Raw genomic sequence first — 18,905 nt, forward strand, 5'->3', positions numbered from 1 at the left:
GCGATTACTCGGCGCTGTCCTCGGAAGCCTTCTTCTTGGGAGCAGCCTTTTTCTTCGGGGCAGCTTCCTCGCCTTCGCCGGCGTCGGCGGCTTCAGCCTTGGCGGCGGCCTTCTTCTTCGGAGCGGCCTTCTTGGTTTCAGCCTTGGCTTCGCCTTCTTCCTCGGCGAGCAGTTCTTCCTTCGTCACCTTCTTGTCGGTGACGTCGATCTCGGTCAGCAGGTGATCGATGACCTTCTCTTCGAAGATCGGTGCGCGGATCGAAGCGGCGGCGCCCGGCTGGCTGCGGAAGAATTCGAGGATCTGCTTTTCCTGGCCGGGATACTGGCGCAGCTGATCGTAGATGGCGCGCTGCATTTCGTCTTCGCTGACTTCGACACCGGCCTTTTCGCCGATTTCGGAGAGAACGAGGCCGAGACGGACGCGACGTTCGGCGAGCGCCTTGTATTCGTCACGCGCCTTCTCTTCGGTCGTGTCTTCGTCTTCAAAGGTCTTGCCGGACTGGGCGAGATCGTTGTTCACCTGGCTCCAGATGCCGTTATATTCGGCGTCGACCAGCGAAGCCGGGGTCTCGAACTTGTACATCTCGTCAAGCTGATCGAGGATCTGGCGCTTCAGCTTCTGGCGGGTCAGCGAGCCGTACTGCGATTCGATCTGGCCGCGGACGATCTCCTTCAGGCGATCGGCCGATTCGATGCCGAGCTTGGAGGCGAGTTCGTCATTGATCTCGACAGCGCCGGGGGCTGCGACATCCTTGACAGTGATGTCGAAGGTCGCTTCCTTGCCTGCGAGGTTCTTGGCCGGATAGTCGGCCGGGAAGGTTACGGTGATGGTCTTCTCGTCGCCGGCCTTGACGCCGACGAGCTGATCTTCGAAGCCCGGGATGAAGCGGCCGGAACCGATCACCAGTTCGGCACCCTGGTCGGTGCCGCCTTCGAAGGCTTCGCCGTCGACCTTACCGACATAATCCATGGTGATGCGGTCGCCATTTGCGGCCTTGCCGGTCTTGGTCTCGTAGGAGCGCGCGCTTTCGGCGACCTTCAGGACCTGCTCGTTGACTTCGTCATCCGAGATGTCGATGACTTCGCGCGTGACCTTGAGGCCCTTGACGGACTTCAGCTCGATCGGCGGAAGAACTTCGTAAGAGAGCGTGAATTCGAAATCCTGCTCGGCAGCGAGGATCTTGTCGGCTTCGTCCTTGTCCTCAGTCATGGCGATTTCCGGCTGGGTGGCCGACTTCTCGCCGCGGCTGGACAGGATAGCAGCCGGCTGCTCGCGGACGATCTCGTTGACGAGGTCGGCCATGATCGACTTGCCGTAAACCTTCTTCAGGTGAGCAGCGGGTACCTTGCCAGGACGGAAGCCGTTGATGCGGACCTTGTCCTTCACATCGGCAAGACGCTCATTCATCTTGTCTTCCATGTCCTTGGCCGGGATAACGACCTTGATTTCGCGCTTCAGCCCTTCAGCGAGCGTTTCGATAACCTGCATGTCTTCCTACCTTCATGTCGTGGCGGCCGTGCCCAGACGCCGTTCGTTTCTATGAGCACGACGCCGGCAGCGTGCCGCGCGTGGCTTTTCCCAATTCCTGCATCATTCCACCCAAAGGGGAACGGCACTCGCTTCCGGGTATCTGGCCAACCTTACGGTCGTCCGGGACGACTAACTTCTTAGTCTCCCCCTGCAAACAGCCTGGTGCGGGTAGAGAGACTTGAACTCCCACGCCTTGCGGCACCAGAACCTAAATCTGGCGTGTCTACCAATTTCACCATACCCGCGTTCACAAAACCGCATGCCTATGCCTGCGCATGAGGCCTTCCGGAGCGCGCGTCTCTATATCACCCGATTTGGTCGAGGCAAAGGAAAAATGAACGGTAAATGACAGGGGATTTGCGGCCGCAAAGCCGCCGTCCCTCGAAGGGTTCAAGGATCAATAAAGCGGTTCCTCGTAAATCGGCTTGCCGTCAACGAGAAGGCTGCGGATCTGCGTATCTCCGGCTGGCGAGACGCGCACGGCGATCGCGACGTTGCCGTCATTGCGGGCCTGCTCGATGGGCTTGCCCTCGCCTTCGGGAACGTAGTAGCGCTCGATGCCGTATTCGACGCGGATGTTGTCGCCCGCGGCAAGTCCGCCACCATAAAATGGCAGGCTTCGCAGGATCACGGTCTCCGGCTGCGGCGGCAACGCGTTGAAGGACGATTCGGTCACTACCCAGAAACCATCCTGCTGCTTCTTCAGCCGGACCCAGAGGGTTCGCTCGCCGGGTTCGGCCGGAATGCCGCCGGAAATCGTCTGCACCGGCACCGAGGAAATGTCGTAGTTCAAGACGACATAATCGCCGCGCAGGAAATCGCGCGGATCGACGGGGGCCGTTTTCAGCAGCACCTCGGCGCCGTCGCTCAAAATCGACGCCCGGCTCTGGATAATCGTGCCGAGGATCAGGGTCTGCAGGCCGGCGACGATGATTGCCGAGATCAGATAGCCCTTGCCGGACTGCAACCTTGTCATGAACGAGTTCATGCGCGCCCCTCCCGTGCACCTGCGGAAAAGCGCCGCTCGAGCCGGATGACGATCCAGGCGACCAGCGCGACCCCAAGACCGGAAAAGAGAAAGAGACCTGACGTGCCGAGGATCGAGCCGACGGTGACGGAGGCGAGGTAGAGCATCTCGGCGGCAAAGGTCGCATAGGCGAGATAGCGCACCGCTCCATTATCCCTGCCATGGAGCGCGATCGCCAGCACGGACGCCGCAAGCGTCACCACACCGAGCACCGCCAGCTGCCGCCATTCGTCTTCAATCTTGATATGCAGCAATAGGAAACCGATCGCGGCGACAAGAAAGCTGTAGAAGGCGGGGGCCGCACCGGCGCTCCTGACCAGGAAGGCAATCCGCGGGACCGGCAGCGCCGATAGAACCAAGGCCGCCATGCCGCCGACCGCGAAGGCGAGCGCCACCGCGCTCTCTTCATAAAGAGTGTAAAGCCAGGCGAGCCAGCCAACCAGCAGCAGATAGGCCAGATGGCGAGCGCGCTCGGCGCCGGTATACCGCACCAGCGCGATGACGATCGCCGCCATGACGGGCGCCATCCAGGGATCGAGTGCAATCCAATGCGTATCGTTATTCTGCAGATAAACGGCGAAAGACGCCCAGGAGAGGAAGCCCGCGACGACGACGACTGCACCCGAGCGGAACAGGATCGCCGAAATCGTCGCGATCGCGAACCAGAGATACATCACCGTCTGCTCGTCGCCTGAGAGATGATACATCTGGCCGACCAGCGAGATGGCGCCGCCGAAGCTCACCGCGCCGATGACCAGCAAGCCGCTGGCCGCTACTACTGCACCGCGGGCAAGCATCAGGGCGGCGCCGATGTGAACCGCCCAGATCAGGAGAAGGATGGCGCCGACGCGCACGAGACGCGGGATGGCCTCCCAGTTGGAGGCGACGACCAGAAGGATGGCGGCCGCAAGCAGCACCGCCGCCAGCGCCACCAGCACCCTGCCGAGGCTGAAGCTTGCCGGGCGGCTGTCATATTCGGCGAGAAGTGCGCCTGCCGTATCCTCGCCAAGCAGTCCCTTACCCACCCAGAGGGAGAGATCCCGCTCCAACCTGCCGCGATACATGCTCCACCCCTTGATTTGCGCGGCGCTCTTTAAGGCGCTGCAGCTCACGCCGTTATAAACGCAAGCATGGCGGTTCGGAAACGCCCCTGCGACAAATATACAAGATCCTCATTGGTCTAAGTTGGGTCAGCCGTTAACCGTCCGCTTACGTTGGAAGTGCCAATATAAGCGCATACTCGGGAAGCCATGCGCATGTCGCATAGCCCTCATGAGTTTATTGCACTGCAAAATATCCATTAGTCATACTATTTACCAGATATCGAAGCGCGGGGATGGCGCCCCGGCCAGCTCTGCCGATGCCCACGGACGCTTTGTCCGCGACGAGATTCGTAGCTGCGCACTCCTCCTCCCAAGCGCGCTGCGATAGACTGGCAGCAACTCCTCCTCCCAGTTGCCAGTCACTATAACACGCCCGCCGGATCCTCCCCCGGCGGGCGTTTTATTTAGTCAGTGTTTAATTAACGCATTGGCAATCCGGAGTTTTCGCTATCCGGCGCCACGCTGCCGCATTGTCGCCATGTCATTTAACCAAGCCGTGCGATCGAACGGGTAGCTTCCACCAAGGGGTTGGGCGCACAGAATCGCTGGAAACCCCGCGGTTTCGAGCGGCTATAGCCATCCACCGCCACGAACATGGTTACTTTTTTGAGAATCATTCTGCCTATTCCTTGACCACAAAATGGTCAAACCTTGTCGAATAACCCTCGAGCATTGCGTAACCTGCATAGGTGGTCTGAAAACTTGGCTATTTTACTCTTTTGCGCCGCAACATATATTCCGGTCATCAAATAGAGGTCAGCGCCGATCAGTGGCTGCTGGCAGATCAAACCCTCGGAAAGGGGCTTAACATGAACATCACTCGCTCTTTCAATAACTGGCGCAAGTATCGTCAGACCGTTACCGAACTCGGCCGCATGAGCAACCGCGAATTGCACGACCTCGGTATCGACCGTTCGGACATCCATCGCGTTGCCCGTGAGGCTTCCTCCCGCTAATTCAAGGCGATCGCTGCTTCCTCCCAGGCAGCATTGTTCTCGATCGAAACGCCCGCTGGACTCCAGCGGGCGTTTTCTTTTGCCTGCGAGCAACTTGCCAACGGTTGCATGTTTTCCTACCTCGTCAGCCCGCTCAAAAAATATCCATCGCTTAAATCTCGGGCATCACATTGCACAATTGCATGGCAGACGCCTTTTATTTGCACTGCACAATGGGGCTGAGATCACCTATATAAACATCAACCGCAGAGAGACAGGCGATCCCGCCGTCCCGCGGAGATTTGTTCGAGGAAGAAGACAATGAACCCGATCCGCATTGCAAAAAGCTGGCTCAGCTACCGCCGTACGCTCAACGAACTCGGCAACCTGTCCAACCAGACCCTGTCCGACATCGGCGTCAGCCGCTACGACATCCGCAATATCGCATCCCGCTCGTTCCGTTAATAACGAGTGCGATGCTTCCAAGACGGCGCCATGAGGCGCCGTTTTTGATTCCGGGGTGTTGGATCACATCCGCCGACATGATATCAGCCCGGAATGAACACGACCTCTTCCCATTCTCCTATCCACGTCGTCGGCGGCGGGCTTGCCGGTTCGGAAGCCGCCTGGCAGATCGCCAGTTCCGGCGTTCCCGTCATCCTGCATGAAATGCGCGGCGTGCGCGGCACGGATGCGCACAAGACCGACGGCCTTGCCGAATTGGTCTGTTCCAATTCCTTCCGCTCCGACGATGCCACCAGCAATGCGGTCGGCGTCATCCATGCCGAGATGCGCATGGCCGGCTCGCTGATCATGGCCGCTGCCGATCGGCACCAGGTGCCTGCCGGCGGCGCGCTCGCCGTCGATCGCGACGGCTTCTCGGACGCCGTCACCAAAGCAATCCAGGACCACCCGCTCATCACAGTCGTGCGCGAAGAAATCACCGGCCTGCCGCCAAAGGACTGGGACCTTGCCATCGTCGCCACCGGACCGTTGACGGCGCCGTCGCTCGCAAACGCCATCCAGGCGGAGACCGGCGAGGATTCCCTCGCCTTCTTCGATGCCATCGCGCCGATCGTCTACCGCGAGAGCATCGATATGGATATCTGCTGGTATCAGTCGCGCTACGACAAGGTCGGCCCCGGCGGCACCGGCAAGGATTACATCAACTGCCCGATGGATGAAGCGCAGTACAATGCCTTCGTCGACGCGCTGATATCAGGCGATACGGTCGGCTTCAAGGAATGGGAGGGCACGCCTTATTTCGACGGCTGTCTGCCGATCGAGGTGATGGCCGAACGCGGCCGCGAGACGTTGCGCCACGGGCCGATGAAGCCGATGGGGCTGACGAATGCGCATAATCCGACGGTGAAGGCCTATGCCGTCGTGCAGCTGCGGCAGGACAATGCGCTCGGCACGCTCTACAACATGGTCGGTTTCCAGACGAAGCTGAAATACGGCACACAGGCGGAAATCTTCCGGATGATCCCGGGTCTGGAAAATGCCGAGTTTGCCCGTCTCGGCGGTCTGCACCGCAATACCTACATCAATTCCCCTACGCTGCTCGACCCGTCGCTGACGCTGAAATCGCGGCCTGGCCTGCGTTTTGCCGGCCAGATCACCGGCTGCGAGGGTTATGTGGAAAGCGCCAGCGTCGGGCTCCTAGCAGGGCGTTTTGCCGCCGCCGAACGCAAGGGCGAGGCAATCTCCCTGCCGCCGGCAACGACGGCGCTGGGCTCGCTGCTCGGCCATATCACTGGCGGGCATATCGTTACCGACGAGGAGCCGGGCAAACGGTCCTTCCAGCCGATGAACATCAATTTCGGGCTGTTTCCGGAGCTTCAGCCGGGCTCGATCGTCAAGCCCGAGGGCGTCAAGCGCTTCCGCGGCAAGGACAAGACGATCATGAAGCGGCAGCTGATCGCGCGCCGCGCGCTTGCCGACTGCGCTGCCTGGCTCGGCCAGACCGCGCCGCTTGCCGAAAGCGCCTGACCGCCGTTTCTACTGCTTGTTCGCCGCCGAGAGATTGCTCGACGGCAAATCCTTATCCGGCTCGGCGATATAGTTGCCGAGCAGCCAGAGTGCGACTTCCGAGGCCTCCTTGGCGGAGACGAACTCGAAATCGCCGTTGTGAGAGGGCGCATCGAGGAAATCGATCACCAGCCCTCTGCCCGTTGCAGAACTCACGACGCGCACGCGGCCCGGCTCGATCAGATGACAGGAGAAATGGCGCGACATGTTGCGCATGAAGCCGGCCTTGTTGTCGTGCAGACGCACGAAGACGGCCTGGCCGTTTTCCGTCGCCTGCAGTTGGCGGATCGCCTCGTTCGGAAAGGCGCGGCCGAATTCAATGATGGCGAGGCCCGTGTCGTGCAGGCCGTCTTCCTTGTTCTGTGCAGCCATGCGCGTTGCCGCAAAGGCAAAGAAAATGACGATCGCGAAAAGAACGCACCAGACGATAATGCCCACGCCGAATCTCCGTTCCAAAGGGTAGCGGTGAAGTCTTCTAATGCGCGAGACTTGCGCGAATTTGACCGATATCAGATTTTCCTGCGGGCTGCCGAGAGCGCCATCCGGAGCTGGCGGCGCCATTGCGACGGCTGCAGCGGCCGATCGAACAGGAAGACGCCACGATTCTGCGCCTTGAGGAGCACCGGTTCGGCAATCGTTGCCGGCAAGAAGGCCGGAAAGACCGAGGGCGCAATCGGCCCTGCCGCCCTCGCCTTTGCCAGATGCTCGCGACCGAGACCGGCGAAGGCCTCGATGGCGGCAGAGATACGCGGCCTGTCCTGGCCGGCGAGGAAGGCATCCCGGTCAAGACCTGTGGCCGAAAGGATCTGCAGCGGAATATAGACCTGGCCGCGGCGGCGATGCAGCGGCATCAGCAGCAACAGGCCGGCGACCGCCTGGGCGACACCGGCATGGCCGGCGGCACCGGCCGATCCGGCTGCTTCTACCGGCGAAAGCACCAGGCTTGCGAGCTGGATCAGCGCGGATGCGGTTTCACCGGCATACCCTTCAAGAGAAAGCCGCGTCTCCATCGGGTCGTCATAGAGGTCGAAGGTGCGGGCCTCGATCATGTCGATCAGCGTCTTGCGCGGCAGGCGATGGGTTTCGATCGTCGTCAGAAGGGCGGAAGCGACGGGATTGGCGGCCGTCGAGCCGTGCGCGCTGCCTTCCAGCAGATCGCGCCAATATTGCATGCGTACCTCGCCCGGCAAGGGCTCGTGCACCAGGTCACGGATGCGGGCAAGTTCGGCATTGAAGGCGTAAAGGGCTGCAAGGGCGCCGCGCTTGTCCTCCGGCGACAGGAGGCAGGCCAGATAACGGTCGCGGTCGTTGTCGCGCAGCATCGCCAGGCAAATGTCCTGGTTCGTCGCAATATTGGCTTCCGTCATCGTCAGACCGCTATCAACGCCGCAGCGACGGCGCGCTGTTCCGAGAGCATGATATTGAAGGTGCGCACGGCGGCACCCGTGCTCATCGGATCTGAGGAAATGCCGCGCGACTTCAGCGCCTGCTTTAATTCCTCGGGCAGACGGCGAAGCTCGGTTCCGGTGCCGACGAGCAGAACCTCGATATCGGCAGCTTCATCCAGCACACGGCGAAAATTTTCGGGCGACAGCGGTTTCGATATGTCCATGTCCCAGCCGTAGATGCCGGAAGGCAGGCAAAGGATCGAACCGCGATGCGACATATCGGCAAAACGGAATCCACCATTGCCGTAGGTATCGATCGGAGCGCGGCCGGGAAAATGCGCCGCGCGGATTTCTATGCCTTTTGCCATATTTTCAAACCACCGTGCCGGATCTTACACCAGCATCCGTCTTGTTGCTCTCTTCCCCGTCGGGAGCCTCTGGCCGCAGCCGGAAGACGATCAATACTGGAGCGGCGATATAGATCGAAGAGAAGGTGCCGAGAGCGACGCCGAAAAGCATCGTGAAGGTGAAGGAGCGAATGACTTCGCCTCCGAAGAGATAGAGCGCGAGCAAGGCGAGCAGGGTCGTCGCCGCAGTCAAGATGGTGCGCGACAGCGTCCGATTGATCGAGGCATCGATCAGGATCGGCAGCGGCATTTTCCTGTATCGCTGCAGATTTTCGCGCATTCGGTCATAGACCACGACCGTGTCGTTCAGGGAATAACCGACGACCGTCAACACCGCGGCGATGCTCGTCAGGTTGAATTCGATGCCTGACAGTACGAAGAGGCCGAGCATGATGATGACGTCGTGCAGCGTGGCAATGATGGCGCCGACCGCGAACTGCCATTCGAAGCGGATCCAGATGTAGACCAGGATCGCCGCGAGCGCCGCAAGCACACCGAGCGTCGCCATCATCGTCAACTCGCCCGAGATGGCGGGACCGACAACTTCAACGCGGCGGAAATCATAATCCTCCTCGAGCTCGCCGCGCACCAGCGTGGCTGCCGACTGCTCGGCATTCTCGCCCCCGCCCTGGGACTCGATGCGGATCCGTGCACTTGACCGCCCGCCGGTCGGCTCGACCCTGATATCGCCGAGATTGAGATCGTTGAGACGCGATTTTAGATCGGCGACGTCGGCATTGCCCTGCTTCGCCGTCACCTCGATGAGAGAGCCGCCGTTGAAATCGATGCCGAGATGCAGGCCGACGGTGGCAAACGCGGCCATGGCGATCAACGAGATGACCGCCGACACCGTAAAGACATAGCGGCGAATCCCCATGAAACGAATATTGGCATGTTCGAAAAGATGGGTCAGGACGCTTTTCGGCAGATGCCGGGGATGGCGCCGCTTCAGCCAGACGGCGACGATCGAGCGGGTCAGCGTGAAAGCGGTGAAAACCGTCGTCAGGATGCCGACGGCCAGCGTCACCGCGAAACCGCGGATGGATTCGCTGCCGAGGAAGAAGAGGATGACGGCGGCGATGAAGATCGTGACGTTCGCATCGACGATCGTTGCGAATGCGCGTGAGAAGCCGCGGCCGACGGCCTCCGCAAAGGAATAGGTGGTTTTCTCCTCTTCGCGGATGCGCTCGTAGATCAGCACGTTGGAATCGACTGCCATGCCGACGATCAGGACGATGCCGGCAATGCCGGGTAAGGTGAGTGTGGCGCCGGCAAGGCTGAGCGCCGCGACGATGAGGATCAGGTTGAAGAACAGCGAGACGACGGCAATGATGCCGAGGATGCGGTAGAGCGCAATCATCACCGCTGCGACCAGCACGACGGCGACGAGGCCGGCGATGAGGCCGGAGAAGATGGATTCGGCGCCGAAGCTCGGACTGACGCTGCGCTCCTCGACGCTCGTCAGCGTCGCCGGCAAAGCGCCGGCGCGCAGCATCACCGCAAGGTCGCGAACGCCATCCTCGGAAAAATTCGCGGAAACACGGCCCTCGCCGTTCGCAATTGCCGCCTCGATGACCGGCGCCGACATCACCTGGTCGTCGAAGACGATGGCCAGGTGTTTGCCGATATTCTGCCCCGTCATCTCAGCCAGCCGCTCTTTGCCTTGCGCATCGAGACGATAGGCTATCGAGGTGTCCTGCGTCTGCGGATCGACGACGGGCTGGATATCGACCATATTGCTGCCGGTGACGAAAGCAGTGCGATCGACGAGATAGGGAACCGGCGGATCGTCCAGCGAATAGAGGACTTGCGATGTCGCCGGCCAGCGACCGTTCAGCGCCTCCTGCCCCGACATGCTTTCATCAATCAGATGAAAGGAAAGCTTGGCCGGCTGGTTCAGGAGGTTCTTCAACCGCTCCGCATCGACCGATCCCAGCACCTGCACGACGATGCGGTCGGCGCCATCGGGATGGACGACGAAATTGTCGTAGCCGAATCCTGCGATACGGCGGCTGACGATATCGAGCGAGCGGCTCCGAGCGGAGGCGACGTCAGCTGTAATGCCCGCATCGGAAATCTGCAGCGAGAGCTGCCCCTCCCCACCCTGCTGCAAAGCGACATCGGGTCCCGAATGTCCGCCGGCCGCCGTCAAGGGCTTCAGGAGATCGACTGCTTTCTGCGTCTCAGCCGGATCGGTGATCCGCACCGTGACGGTCTGGTCGTTGCCCGTCAGCCCCGTATAGCGGATGCCGGCGCCACGCAGCGCGTTGCGTACATTTGCGACCACCTCTTCCAGGCGGTCCTTGACGATATCGGAACGCTCGACCTTCAGGACGATATGCGAGCCGCCCTGCAGGTCGAGGCCGAGCGTCACGCGGTCATGCCGCAGCCAGTCCGGCAGAGAAGCGCGTTGCGCCTCGCTCAGCAGATTGGGCGCAGCAATAATGACGGCCGCAAAGGCGACGAGCCAAATCAGAAGTGTTTTCCAGCGGGAAAAATGCAACATTCTCTCGACGATCTTCCGATCCGGCGGTCCTGCCGTTATCGTTTGTTATGCCGCGTCGGCCTTGACCGGTTCACCCTTGACACGAACTTCCGAGATGCCGCTGCGAACGATGCGCACGCGAACGCCTTCAGCGATCTCGACTTCGACTTCCTTGTCGTCGACGACCTTCGTGACCTTGCCGACGAGACCGCCGCCGGTGACGACCTGATCGCCGCGGCGGATCGCCTTCAGGGTTTCCTCGCGCTTCTTGGCCTGCGCACGCTGCGGACGGATCAGCAGGAAGTACCAGACGACCATCAGCGGCACGAACAGGATGATCATTTCGAAGCCGGAGCCGCCGAATGCCGATGTGGTGTCGGTCGCGCTCTGGGCGAATGCCGGGGTGATGAACATGCTAAACTCCTAAGGCTTCTACGGCGGAACTCCGCCTCTCTTTTCAGGTTGCCGGACTATAATTACGGCTTCAATGAATGCAACAGAAACAGCCGGAAACCGTACCGATTCCGCTGCCTCATAACCTTTCCGCCGTCAAAACGCCATGCTACCCCGCATCGAAAGATCCAAGCGGATTGCCGCAGCAAGAAATCAGGAGGCCTGCGATGACCGAGGAAATCAACACCGCTCTGCTTATCGAGTTGAAACGGCTCGCAGACGCCGTCGAGCGCCTTGCCGGACCGGCGTCCGCTCTCAACGACTGGGACGCTGCCGATTGCTTCGTCTGGATGCCCCTGCGCCAGCATCTGCAGCCGGTCAAGAGGCCGAACCGCGTGGAACTGAAGCTTATCCGCGGCGTCGATCACGTGCGTGATATCCTGCAGGAGAATACCGTGCGTTTCGCCGACGGTTATGCCGCCAACAACGTGCTGCTCTGGGGCGCGCGCGGCATGGGTAAATCCTCGCTTGTCAAGGCCGTGCACGAGGATGTCAGGCGCGAAAGCGGCATCTCTCTGAAGCTGGTCGAGGTCCACCGCGAGGATATCGCCAGCCTGCCCAACCTGCTCGACCTCCTGAAGGACACGCCGCACCGGGTGATCGTCTTCTGCGACGATCTCTCCTTCGATCATGACGATACCGCCTACAAGTCGCTGAAGGCGGCACTCGACGGCGGCGTCGAGGGCCGGCCTGACAATGTTCTCTTTTACGCCACCTCGAACCGGCGCCATCTCCTGCCGCGTCACATGATGGAAAACGAGCAATCGACGGCGATCAATCCGTCGGAGGCCGTCGAGGAAAAGGTTTCGCTTTCCGACCGTTTCGGCCTGTGGCTCGGCTTCCATAAATGCAGCCAGGAAGACTATCTCGGCATGATCGATGGGTATGCCGATCACTTCAAGCTCGGGCTGGACCGCGAGAAGATGCATGCGGAGGCGTTGGAATGGGCGACGACGCGCGGCGCCCGCTCCGGCCGCGTCGCCTGGCAGTACATCCAGGACCTCGCCGGGCGCATGCGCGTTCACATCGATCGGGCCTAAAGCGCGTCGCGTCAATCCGGAATCATGCGACGCGCTTTAGGTCTTTGATTTATGCATGTCGTTGTCCCAAAACCGCTGCACACTTTTGGGCGACATGCATTAAATGACAAAAGCCCGGCGGGTGGCCGGGCTTTTGCGCTTCCTGGTACGCTGTACCTACTCCAGGAAAGTCATCGGGTTGACTGGAGATGCATCCTTGCGCACCTCGAAATGCACCTGCGGCTGCTTGACGTCGCCGCTCATGCCGGAGACTGCGACGGTCTGGCCGCGCTGGATCTTCTGGCCGCGGGTGACGCTCAGCGTATCGGCGTTGCCGTAGACGGTGACGGTGCCGTCGTCATGCCGGACGAGAACCGTATTGCCGAGTTCCTTGAGGCCGTTGCCGGCATAGATGACGACGCCGTTTTCAGCAGCCTTGATCGGCGTGCCCTGCGGGACCGAGATATCGATGCCGTCATTGCGGTTGCCGTTGACGTTGGCGCCATAGGCAGCAATGACCTGACCGCGAACCGGCCAGCGGTACTTGCCGATACCGGTCGATTCCGGCGCGGCGGAGCTGACGTCGGACTTCTTCTCGACATCGTCGACAGTCTGCGTGGCGGTCGGAGCCTTGTAGGGCGCCGGCTGAAGAGAAGCCGTCTGCTGCTGGGCAGGCGCCGCCTGAGCCGGCTTCGGATCGACCTTCTCGGCCGCGATCGACGCGGTCTTGATCGTATCGGCGCTCGGGATCTTCAGGGCCTGGCCGACGCGCAGCGAATTGGCCGAGAGATTGTTGGCAGCCTTGAGATCGTCGATATCCGCACCGGTCGCCTTGGCGATCTTCGCCAAGGAATCGCCCTGCTTGACGACATAGGAGCCGGCGGGCACCTTTGGATCCTTGCCGGCGCCGGCAGGAAGCTTGCCGGTGGCATCGGCGCTCGCCATCGTCTTGTCGCGGGCGGAATTGGCGCCGGGAACGACGGCGACGTTCTGCTCAGGCGTCTTGGCCGGCTCCGGCATCTTGCCGGGCTTGGAGAGGTCGGCCGTCTGCGATGCCGCCTTGGCGGCATTGCCGCCATTGAAGGTCGGGATCAGGATCGCCTGGCCGGGCTTGGCGGCAGATGCCGTCTTCAGATTGTTGACACGCAGGATTTCGTTTTCCGGAACGCCGAAACGCCTGGAGAGGACCGCGACGCTTTCACCGGGACGCAGCGTCACGGAAGGGGCGTTGGTCGCCGACCAGCCGGAAACCTTCGGCGTCGTGCCCGTCGTCAAAGAATCAGGCGTCATCTTCGGCGCGGCCGGGGCCACCAACCGGGGCTTCTCAGCCTGCGGCGCAGCCGGGAAAGGCTGAGCAAGCGCTACCTCCCTTTCCCGCTGACGGGAGGGTGCCGCAGCCGTCGGCGCAACAAGGTCGGAACGCTGCACCGAGACTGGCGCCGAAGCCAGACGCGCACTCGAATTCGAAGTGCGGATCGGATCATAACTCGGACGCGACGGATAAGACTGACCCATCGCATCACTGCCGCCACCGTAACCAGACTGGCTCGCAACGGCGGAACCACCGAGATCGGCGCGAGGCACAGGATCGGCCTGAGGGCCACCCCTGCGCGGAATGGAACTGGTGGTGATCTGATCCTGCCCTGAGGAGGAAAACAAGTTGCCAAACCGTGTCACATCGGAACTGCAGCCCGTTGCGGCACTTGCCAGCAGACCAACAACCAGAAGATTACCGGCCGACTTCCCGAACTTCGGCGAAAGACTGAAACGCATGACTCGACCCACTGAGAACGCAACCATTTGTGAGTCTATTAAAGCGCGTTAGTATTACCACGCGGTTAAGATGCTGGAATCAGTGCGATAATTTTGAGAAGTTGATAACCATAGCTTACGGGTAAAAAATCGCAGTGCGCAGAGCATGATGCCGAAAAGTGTGAGCGGTTTTCGGGCGACAGCATGCTCTCTTTTTTGGATGGAGATGCGGATTCAGATTTCGGGCCGATCCGGCCTGAAATCATCAGCATCTACAGCAGCGAGGCCAGCCGCGGAACGATCGGCAGATAGGGCGCTTCGAACAGCTCTTCGCGCTCGAACCGGCTGCCGGTTTTCGTCAGCCGCACCATCCGGCATTCATGCTCGGAGATCATCAGCGGCGCGATCATCGAGCCCCCGGAAACGAGCTGGTCGGTATAGAAGCGCGGCATGGAATTGAAGGCAGCCGTCACCAGGATGCGGTCGAAAGTGCCCTCGCCCTGCATCCCGGCGCTGCCGTCGGCGTGACGAATGACGACGCTGCGCAGACCAAGCGTTTCCATCCGCCGCTGTGCGGCTGTCGTCAGCGTCTTGTAACGGTCGATGGACAGAACGCGCTCGGCGATGCGGCCGATAACGGCAGCAGTGAAACCGCTTCCGGTGCCGATTTCCAGGACGCGCTGTCCCGGCTTGAGTTTCAGGTGGTGCAGGATGCGGACGACAAAATCGATGCCTTCGAGGAAGGAACCGCATTCGATCGGTATCGTGCGGCTCGAATAGGCGTCGTCCGCGAATTGCGGCGGCACGAACAGCGAGCGCTGCGTCTGCTCGACCGCCGTCAGCAGGTCGAGGTCGGAGATGCCCTCAGCACGCAACCTGAGGACGAGCGCTGCAAAGCCCTCCTTCTCCGCCAGTCTTGCCGTCAAACCTGTGCTCCGTATCCCAGGGCCCGCGCCACGCGGTCCGTCACGGAATAATCGGTCAAATCCAGTTTCAAAGGCGTTACCGAAATTTTGTTATGCTTCAGGGCATGAATATCGGTGCCTTCAATGAAGGCGCCGGCGCGTTCGCCGAACTTCAGCCAGTAATAGGGAAAGCCCCGCCCGTCGGAGCGGGCGTCGACCTGGAGATTGAAGGCGAGCTTGCCCTGCATGGTCACCTCCGCGCCGTCGACCTCTTCGGGGCGGCAGTTCGGGAAGTTCAAATTGAGGAAGGTGCCGTCCGGCAGATCCAAGACCATCAGCTTCTCGAGGAGCGCCGGCGCATGCGTCTCGCAGACCTCCCACGGCACAAGACGCGCACCGTCCTCGTATAGATAGGCCTGGCTAAGCGCAAAGGAACGCACGCCCTGCATCGTACCTTCGATAGCGCCGGCAATCGTGCCGGAATAGGTTACGTCGTCGGCAACGTTCGAACCCGAATTGACGCCGGAGAGAACGAGATCCGGCTTGATGTCCATCACCTGCCGGATGCCCATGATGACGCAATCGGTCGGCGTGCCGCGTAGCGCGAAATGCTTGTCGGAAATCTTGCGCAGCCGCAGAGGTTCGGAAAGGCTCAGCGAATGGGCAAGGCCGCTCTGGTCCGTCTCCGGCGCCACGATCCAGACGTCGTCGGACAGCGTGCGCGCAATCCGCTCCAGCGCAGCAAGACCTTCGGCGTGAATGCCGTCGTCATTCGTAAGCAGGATGCGCATCGCCTCAAGCCGCCCGTTCGATCTTCGTCAATCCACCCATATAGGGCAGCAAAACGTCCGGAATCGTGACGGAACCATCCTCGTTCAGATAATTTTCGAGAACGGCGATCAGGCAGCGGCCGACGGCGGTGCCGGAACCGTTCAGCGTGTGGACGAACTTATTGTTCTTGTCGTCCTTGCCGCGGTAGCGCGCGTTCATCCGCCGGGCCTGGAAATCGCCGCAAACCGAGCAGGAGGAAATTTCACGGAAGGCGTTCTGCCCCGGCAGCCAGACTTCGAGATCGTAGGTCTTGCGCGAGCCGAAGCCCATATCGCCGGTGCAAAGCGTCATCGTACGGAAATGCAGGCCGAGGCGCTTCAGCACCTCCTCGGCGCAGGCGGTCATCCGTTCATGCTCGGCAACGGCGTTTTCGGCATCGGTGATAGAGACGAGTTCGCATTTCCAGAACTGGTGCTGGCGCAGCATGCCGCGCGTGTCGCGGCCGGCCGAACCTGCTTCCGAGCGGAAGGACGGCGTCAGCGCGGTGAAACGCAGCGGCAGCTTTTCCTGATCGAGGATTTCCTCGCGCACCAGATTGGTCAGCGTCACCTCGGCCGTCGGGATCAGATAGCGGCCATCTGTGGTCTTGAAGAGGTCTTCTTCGAACTTCGGCAGACTGCCGGTGCCGAACACCGCCTCAGCGCGCACCATCAGTGGCGAGCTGACTTCCGTATAGCCGTGCTCTCTGGTGTGGAGATCGATCATAAACTGGCCGAGCGCCCGCTCGAGCTTGGCGAGCGGTCCCGTCAGCACCGTGAAGCGCGAGCCGGAGAGCTTGGCGGCGCGCTCGAAATCCATGTAGCCGAGCGCCTCGCCGATTTCGAAGTGTTCCTTCGGCGTGTGGTTCCAGCGCGGCTTTTCGCCGACGACACGGGTGACGACGTTGTCGTGCTCGTCCCTGCCGACCGGGACGTCGTCGAAGGGGATGTTCGGGATGCGCGAGAGCGCGTCGTTGAGTTCGGCCGTCAACTGCCGATCCTCTTCCTCGATCGCCGGCAGCAGGGTCTTAAGTTCGGCGACTTCGGCCTTCAGCTTCTCGGCGAGCTCGCCGTTCTTCTGGGCCATCGCCGCACCAATCTCCTTGGAGGCGAGATTGCGGCGGGATAGCATGTCCTGGGCCTTCTGCACGGCGGAGCGGCGCTTTTCATCGAGGGCAACGAGACTTTGGGCCAGAGGCTCCGCACCGCGCTTGGCAAGGGCGGCATCGAGCGCTTCGGGATTCTCACGGATCCATTTGATATCGAGCATCGTCGTTCCAGGTCGTTGCAACAGAAATGACCCGGTCAAAGCCTGACCGGGCCTCGACCGGAAGTTGGACGGCGCCTATGAAGGGATTTCCAGGATCGCCGCTTAGACGCTGTCCGTCTTGGCAACGTCCGCGGATTCGGTGTCCTTTTCGAGCGCCTGCCGGGCACGCTGGCGCTCTACGAGTCGCGCCGCATGAATGGAAATCTCGTAGAGAAGGATCGTCGGCAGTGCAAGGCCGATCTGGGACATCGGGTCCGGCGGCGTCAGCACGGCAGCGACGACGAAGGCGAGCACGATGGCGAACTTGCGCTTTTCGGCGAGCCACTGCGAGGTCAGCAGGCCGACGCGGGCAAGCAGCGTGGTGACAACGGGCAGCTGGAAGACGAGGCCGAAGGAGAAGACCAGCGTCATAATGAGGCTCAGATACTCCGAGACCTTCGGCATCAGCGAGATCGCCACCTCGTCATGACCCGGCGCCTGCTGCATCGACAGGAAGAACCACATGACCATCGGCGTGAAGAAGAAATAGACGAGCGCGCCGCCCATCAGGAACAGGACCGGCGAGGCGATCAGGAACGGCAGGAAGGCCTGACGTTCGTTCTTGTAGAGGCCAGGCGCCACGAACTTGTAGACCTGGGCGGCAATGATCGGGAAAGCGACTACTAGGCCGCCGAACATCGCCACCTTGACCTGGGTGAAGAAGAATTCCTGCGGCGCGGTGTAGATGAGCTGAGCCTTCTCGACGTCGAGATGAGCCCACACCACGGCCGTTTTGTAAGGAATGACCAGATAATTGAAGAGATGCTTGGCAAAAAAGAAGCATATGATGAAGGCGACGAAAAACGCGCCGATCGACCAGATCAGCCGCGTGCGCAGCTCCATCAGATGCTCGATCAACGGCTGCGGCTTGTCTTCGATATCACCGCTCATGCCTTGTCCTTCTTCGTCTGCGCCGGCTTCTTCGGCGTTGCGGTCTTCCTGACTGCCGTCGTGCGCTTCGGTTTTTCTACAGGCACGGCAACGGCCGCCGCAACATCGACCTTATCGGCAGCCTTGACGCGCGGCTTGCGCACGACCTTCGGCTTGTCTGCAACCGCAGCGGCCTGGACGGCCGCCGCTGCGACGGGTTCAGGCTGCGCAGGCGCCGGCGCCAGCGGCGGTGTTTCCGGCAGGCTCATCGACGGCGTCGGATCCGATACCGCAGCAGCCGGCACCTCGGTCTTGTTTTCCGTGACCACGGTCGCCTTCTGCAGGTCAGCCTTGATCTCGTTGCCCATCTGGCGAAGCGGGTTCATCGCCTCGCGCAGGCTGTTGACCGGGTTGAGCTTCTGGGCGTCGCTGATCGTCTGGCGAACATCGTCAAGCTCGGCTTCGCGCAACGCTTCATCGAACTGCGCACGGAATTCACCCGCCACCTTGCGGGCGCGCTGCGTCATCTTGCCGAAAGCGCGCAGCATCGGCGGCAAATCCTTGGGACCGACAACGACGATCAGTACGACCGCGATGACCAAAAGCTCGGTCCAGCCAATATCGAACATGCAAGGCTCCTAGACGGGAAGCGCGGGGGCTGCGCTTTTTCCCGGACTTGGTTATTTCGTTTCGTCGGCCTTGTGATCGACGGTCTTTGCGGTGTCCGGCGCGTCTTCGTCCGTCATGCCTTTCTTGAAGCTCTTGATGCCCTTGGCAACGTCGCCCATCAGTTCCGGAATCTTGCCGCGACCGAACAACAACAGCACGATGACCAGAACGATCAGCCAGTGCCACATGCTAAAAGAACCCATTACGTTAAC

The 18,905-nt window shown here is 61.1% G+C and carries 19 protein-coding genes and 1 tRNA gene; 4 read left to right on the plus strand and 16 right to left on the minus strand.

What is annotated here, in order from left to right:
* Positions 1-4 precede the first annotated feature (4 nt).
* From tig to EFB14_RS05795, 4 genes are all read right to left on the minus strand, one after another.
* Complete coding sequence (gene tig / locus EFB14_RS05780; protein WP_126823473.1) at positions 5-1,489, minus strand: trigger factor; 1,485 nt, start codon at positions 1,487-1,489, stop codon at positions 5-7.
* A gap of 202 nt (positions 1,490-1,691) precedes the next feature.
* A tRNA-Leu gene (locus EFB14_RS05785) sits at positions 1,692-1,776 on the minus strand.
* A 152-nt stretch (positions 1,777-1,928) separates the two neighbouring features.
* Positions 1,929-2,519, minus strand: a complete 591-nt coding sequence (locus tag EFB14_RS05790; protein WP_126823475.1) for a GDYXXLXY domain-containing protein — start codon at positions 2,517-2,519, stop codon at positions 1,929-1,931.
* Positions 2,516-3,622: a DUF2157 domain-containing protein gene (locus tag EFB14_RS05795; RefSeq protein WP_126823477.1), complete on the minus strand. Its 1,107-nt coding sequence runs from the start codon at positions 3,620-3,622 to the stop codon at positions 2,516-2,518. The genes EFB14_RS05790 and EFB14_RS05795 overlap by 4 nt, the downstream gene beginning before the upstream one ends.
* A gap of 848 nt (positions 3,623-4,470) precedes the next feature.
* On the opposite strand from EFB14_RS05795, the gene EFB14_RS05805 reads away from it, so the two are divergent.
* The 3 genes from EFB14_RS05805 to trmFO all read left to right on the plus strand — a co-directional run bounded on the left by EFB14_RS05805 (position 4,471) and on the right by trmFO (position 6,588).
* Positions 4,471-4,617: a DUF1127 domain-containing protein gene (locus EFB14_RS05805; protein ID WP_008527135.1), complete on the plus strand. Its 147-nt coding sequence runs from the start codon at positions 4,471-4,473 to the stop codon at positions 4,615-4,617.
* Positions 4,618-4,917: 300 nt separating this feature from the next.
* On the plus strand, positions 4,918-5,061 hold the full coding sequence (locus EFB14_RS05810; RefSeq protein WP_010030024.1) for a DUF1127 domain-containing protein: 144 nt from the start codon (positions 4,918-4,920) through the stop codon (positions 5,059-5,061).
* 93 nt (positions 5,062-5,154) lie between these two features.
* Complete coding sequence (trmFO, locus tag EFB14_RS05815) at positions 5,155-6,588, plus strand: methylenetetrahydrofolate--tRNA-(uracil(54)-C(5))-methyltransferase (FADH(2)-oxidizing) TrmFO (RefSeq protein ID WP_126823479.1); 1,434 nt, start codon at positions 5,155-5,157, stop codon at positions 6,586-6,588.
* Positions 6,589-6,597: 9 nt separating this feature from the next.
* Here trmFO and EFB14_RS05820 read toward each other — a convergent pair whose 3' ends face one another.
* From EFB14_RS05820 to yajC, 5 genes are all read right to left on the minus strand, one after another.
* A complete protein-coding gene (locus tag EFB14_RS05820; RefSeq protein ID WP_126823481.1) occupies positions 6,598-7,065 on the minus strand; it encodes a hypothetical protein in 468 nt (155 codons plus the stop codon).
* Positions 7,066-7,136: 71 nt separating this feature from the next.
* Complete coding sequence (locus tag EFB14_RS05825; RefSeq protein ID WP_126823483.1) at positions 7,137-7,994, minus strand: phytoene/squalene synthase family protein; 858 nt, start codon at positions 7,992-7,994, stop codon at positions 7,137-7,139.
* A 2-nt stretch (positions 7,995-7,996) separates the two neighbouring features.
* Positions 7,997-8,383 (minus strand): Mth938-like domain-containing protein, encoded by a 387-nt coding sequence (locus EFB14_RS05830; RefSeq protein WP_125844950.1) that lies wholly within the window; start codon positions 8,381-8,383, stop codon positions 7,997-7,999.
* Between the two features lie 4 nt (positions 8,384-8,387).
* Positions 8,388-10,928: a protein translocase subunit SecDF gene (secDF, locus tag EFB14_RS05835; protein WP_126823485.1), complete on the minus strand. Its 2,541-nt coding sequence runs from the start codon at positions 10,926-10,928 to the stop codon at positions 8,388-8,390.
* 45 nt (positions 10,929-10,973) lie between these two features.
* On the minus strand, positions 10,974-11,321 hold the full coding sequence (gene yajC, locus EFB14_RS05840; RefSeq protein ID WP_125844954.1) for a preprotein translocase subunit YajC: 348 nt from the start codon (positions 11,319-11,321) through the stop codon (positions 10,974-10,976).
* A gap of 206 nt (positions 11,322-11,527) precedes the next feature.
* Here yajC and EFB14_RS05845 point away from each other — a divergent pair, with 206 nt between their 5' ends.
* Positions 11,528-12,400 (plus strand): ATP-binding protein, encoded by an 873-nt coding sequence (locus tag EFB14_RS05845; RefSeq protein ID WP_126823487.1) that lies wholly within the window; start codon positions 11,528-11,530, stop codon positions 12,398-12,400.
* 156 nt (positions 12,401-12,556) lie between these two features.
* On the opposite strand, the gene EFB14_RS05850 is transcribed toward EFB14_RS05845, so the two are convergent.
* The 7 genes from EFB14_RS05850 to EFB14_RS05880 form a co-directional block, all read right to left on the minus strand.
* Positions 12,557-14,152, minus strand: coding sequence for a peptidoglycan DD-metalloendopeptidase family protein (locus EFB14_RS05850; protein ID WP_126823489.1), 1,596 nt, complete (start codon positions 14,150-14,152; stop codon positions 12,557-12,559).
* Between the two features lie 251 nt (positions 14,153-14,403).
* Positions 14,404-15,057 carry a protein-L-isoaspartate(D-aspartate) O-methyltransferase gene (locus tag EFB14_RS05855; RefSeq protein WP_126823491.1) on the minus strand — a complete coding sequence of 218 codons (654 nt, stop codon included), beginning with the start codon at positions 15,055-15,057 and terminating at the stop codon, positions 14,404-14,406.
* On the minus strand, positions 15,054-15,827 hold the full coding sequence (gene surE / locus EFB14_RS05860) for a 5'/3'-nucleotidase SurE (protein WP_125844962.1): 774 nt from the start codon (positions 15,825-15,827) through the stop codon (positions 15,054-15,056). The genes EFB14_RS05855 and surE overlap by 4 nt, the downstream gene beginning before the upstream one ends.
* Positions 15,828-15,831: 4 nt before the next feature.
* Entirely contained in the window at positions 15,832-17,115 is a 1,284-nt protein-coding gene (gene serS / locus EFB14_RS05865) for a serine--tRNA ligase (protein ID WP_126823493.1), read from the minus strand.
* Between the two features lie 102 nt (positions 17,116-17,217).
* The gene (gene tatC / locus EFB14_RS05870) at positions 17,218-18,045 is read right to left on the minus strand and encodes a twin-arginine translocase subunit TatC (protein WP_125844966.1); all 828 of its coding nucleotides are present in this window, start codon (positions 18,043-18,045) and stop codon (positions 17,218-17,220) included.
* Positions 18,042-18,653, minus strand: coding sequence for a Sec-independent protein translocase protein TatB (gene tatB, locus EFB14_RS05875; RefSeq protein ID WP_126823495.1), 612 nt, complete (start codon positions 18,651-18,653; stop codon positions 18,042-18,044). The genes tatC and tatB overlap by 4 nt, the downstream gene beginning before the upstream one ends.
* A gap of 51 nt (positions 18,654-18,704) precedes the next feature.
* Positions 18,705-18,896 carry a twin-arginine translocase TatA/TatE family subunit gene (locus EFB14_RS05880; protein WP_003538990.1) on the minus strand — a complete coding sequence of 64 codons (192 nt, stop codon included), beginning with the start codon at positions 18,894-18,896 and terminating at the stop codon, positions 18,705-18,707.
* Between the last annotated feature and the right edge of the window lie 9 nt (positions 18,897-18,905).

Source organism: Rhizobium fabae (assembly GCF_003985135.1).
Taxonomy (GTDB): domain Bacteria; phylum Pseudomonadota; class Alphaproteobacteria; order Rhizobiales; family Rhizobiaceae; genus Rhizobium; species Rhizobium pisi.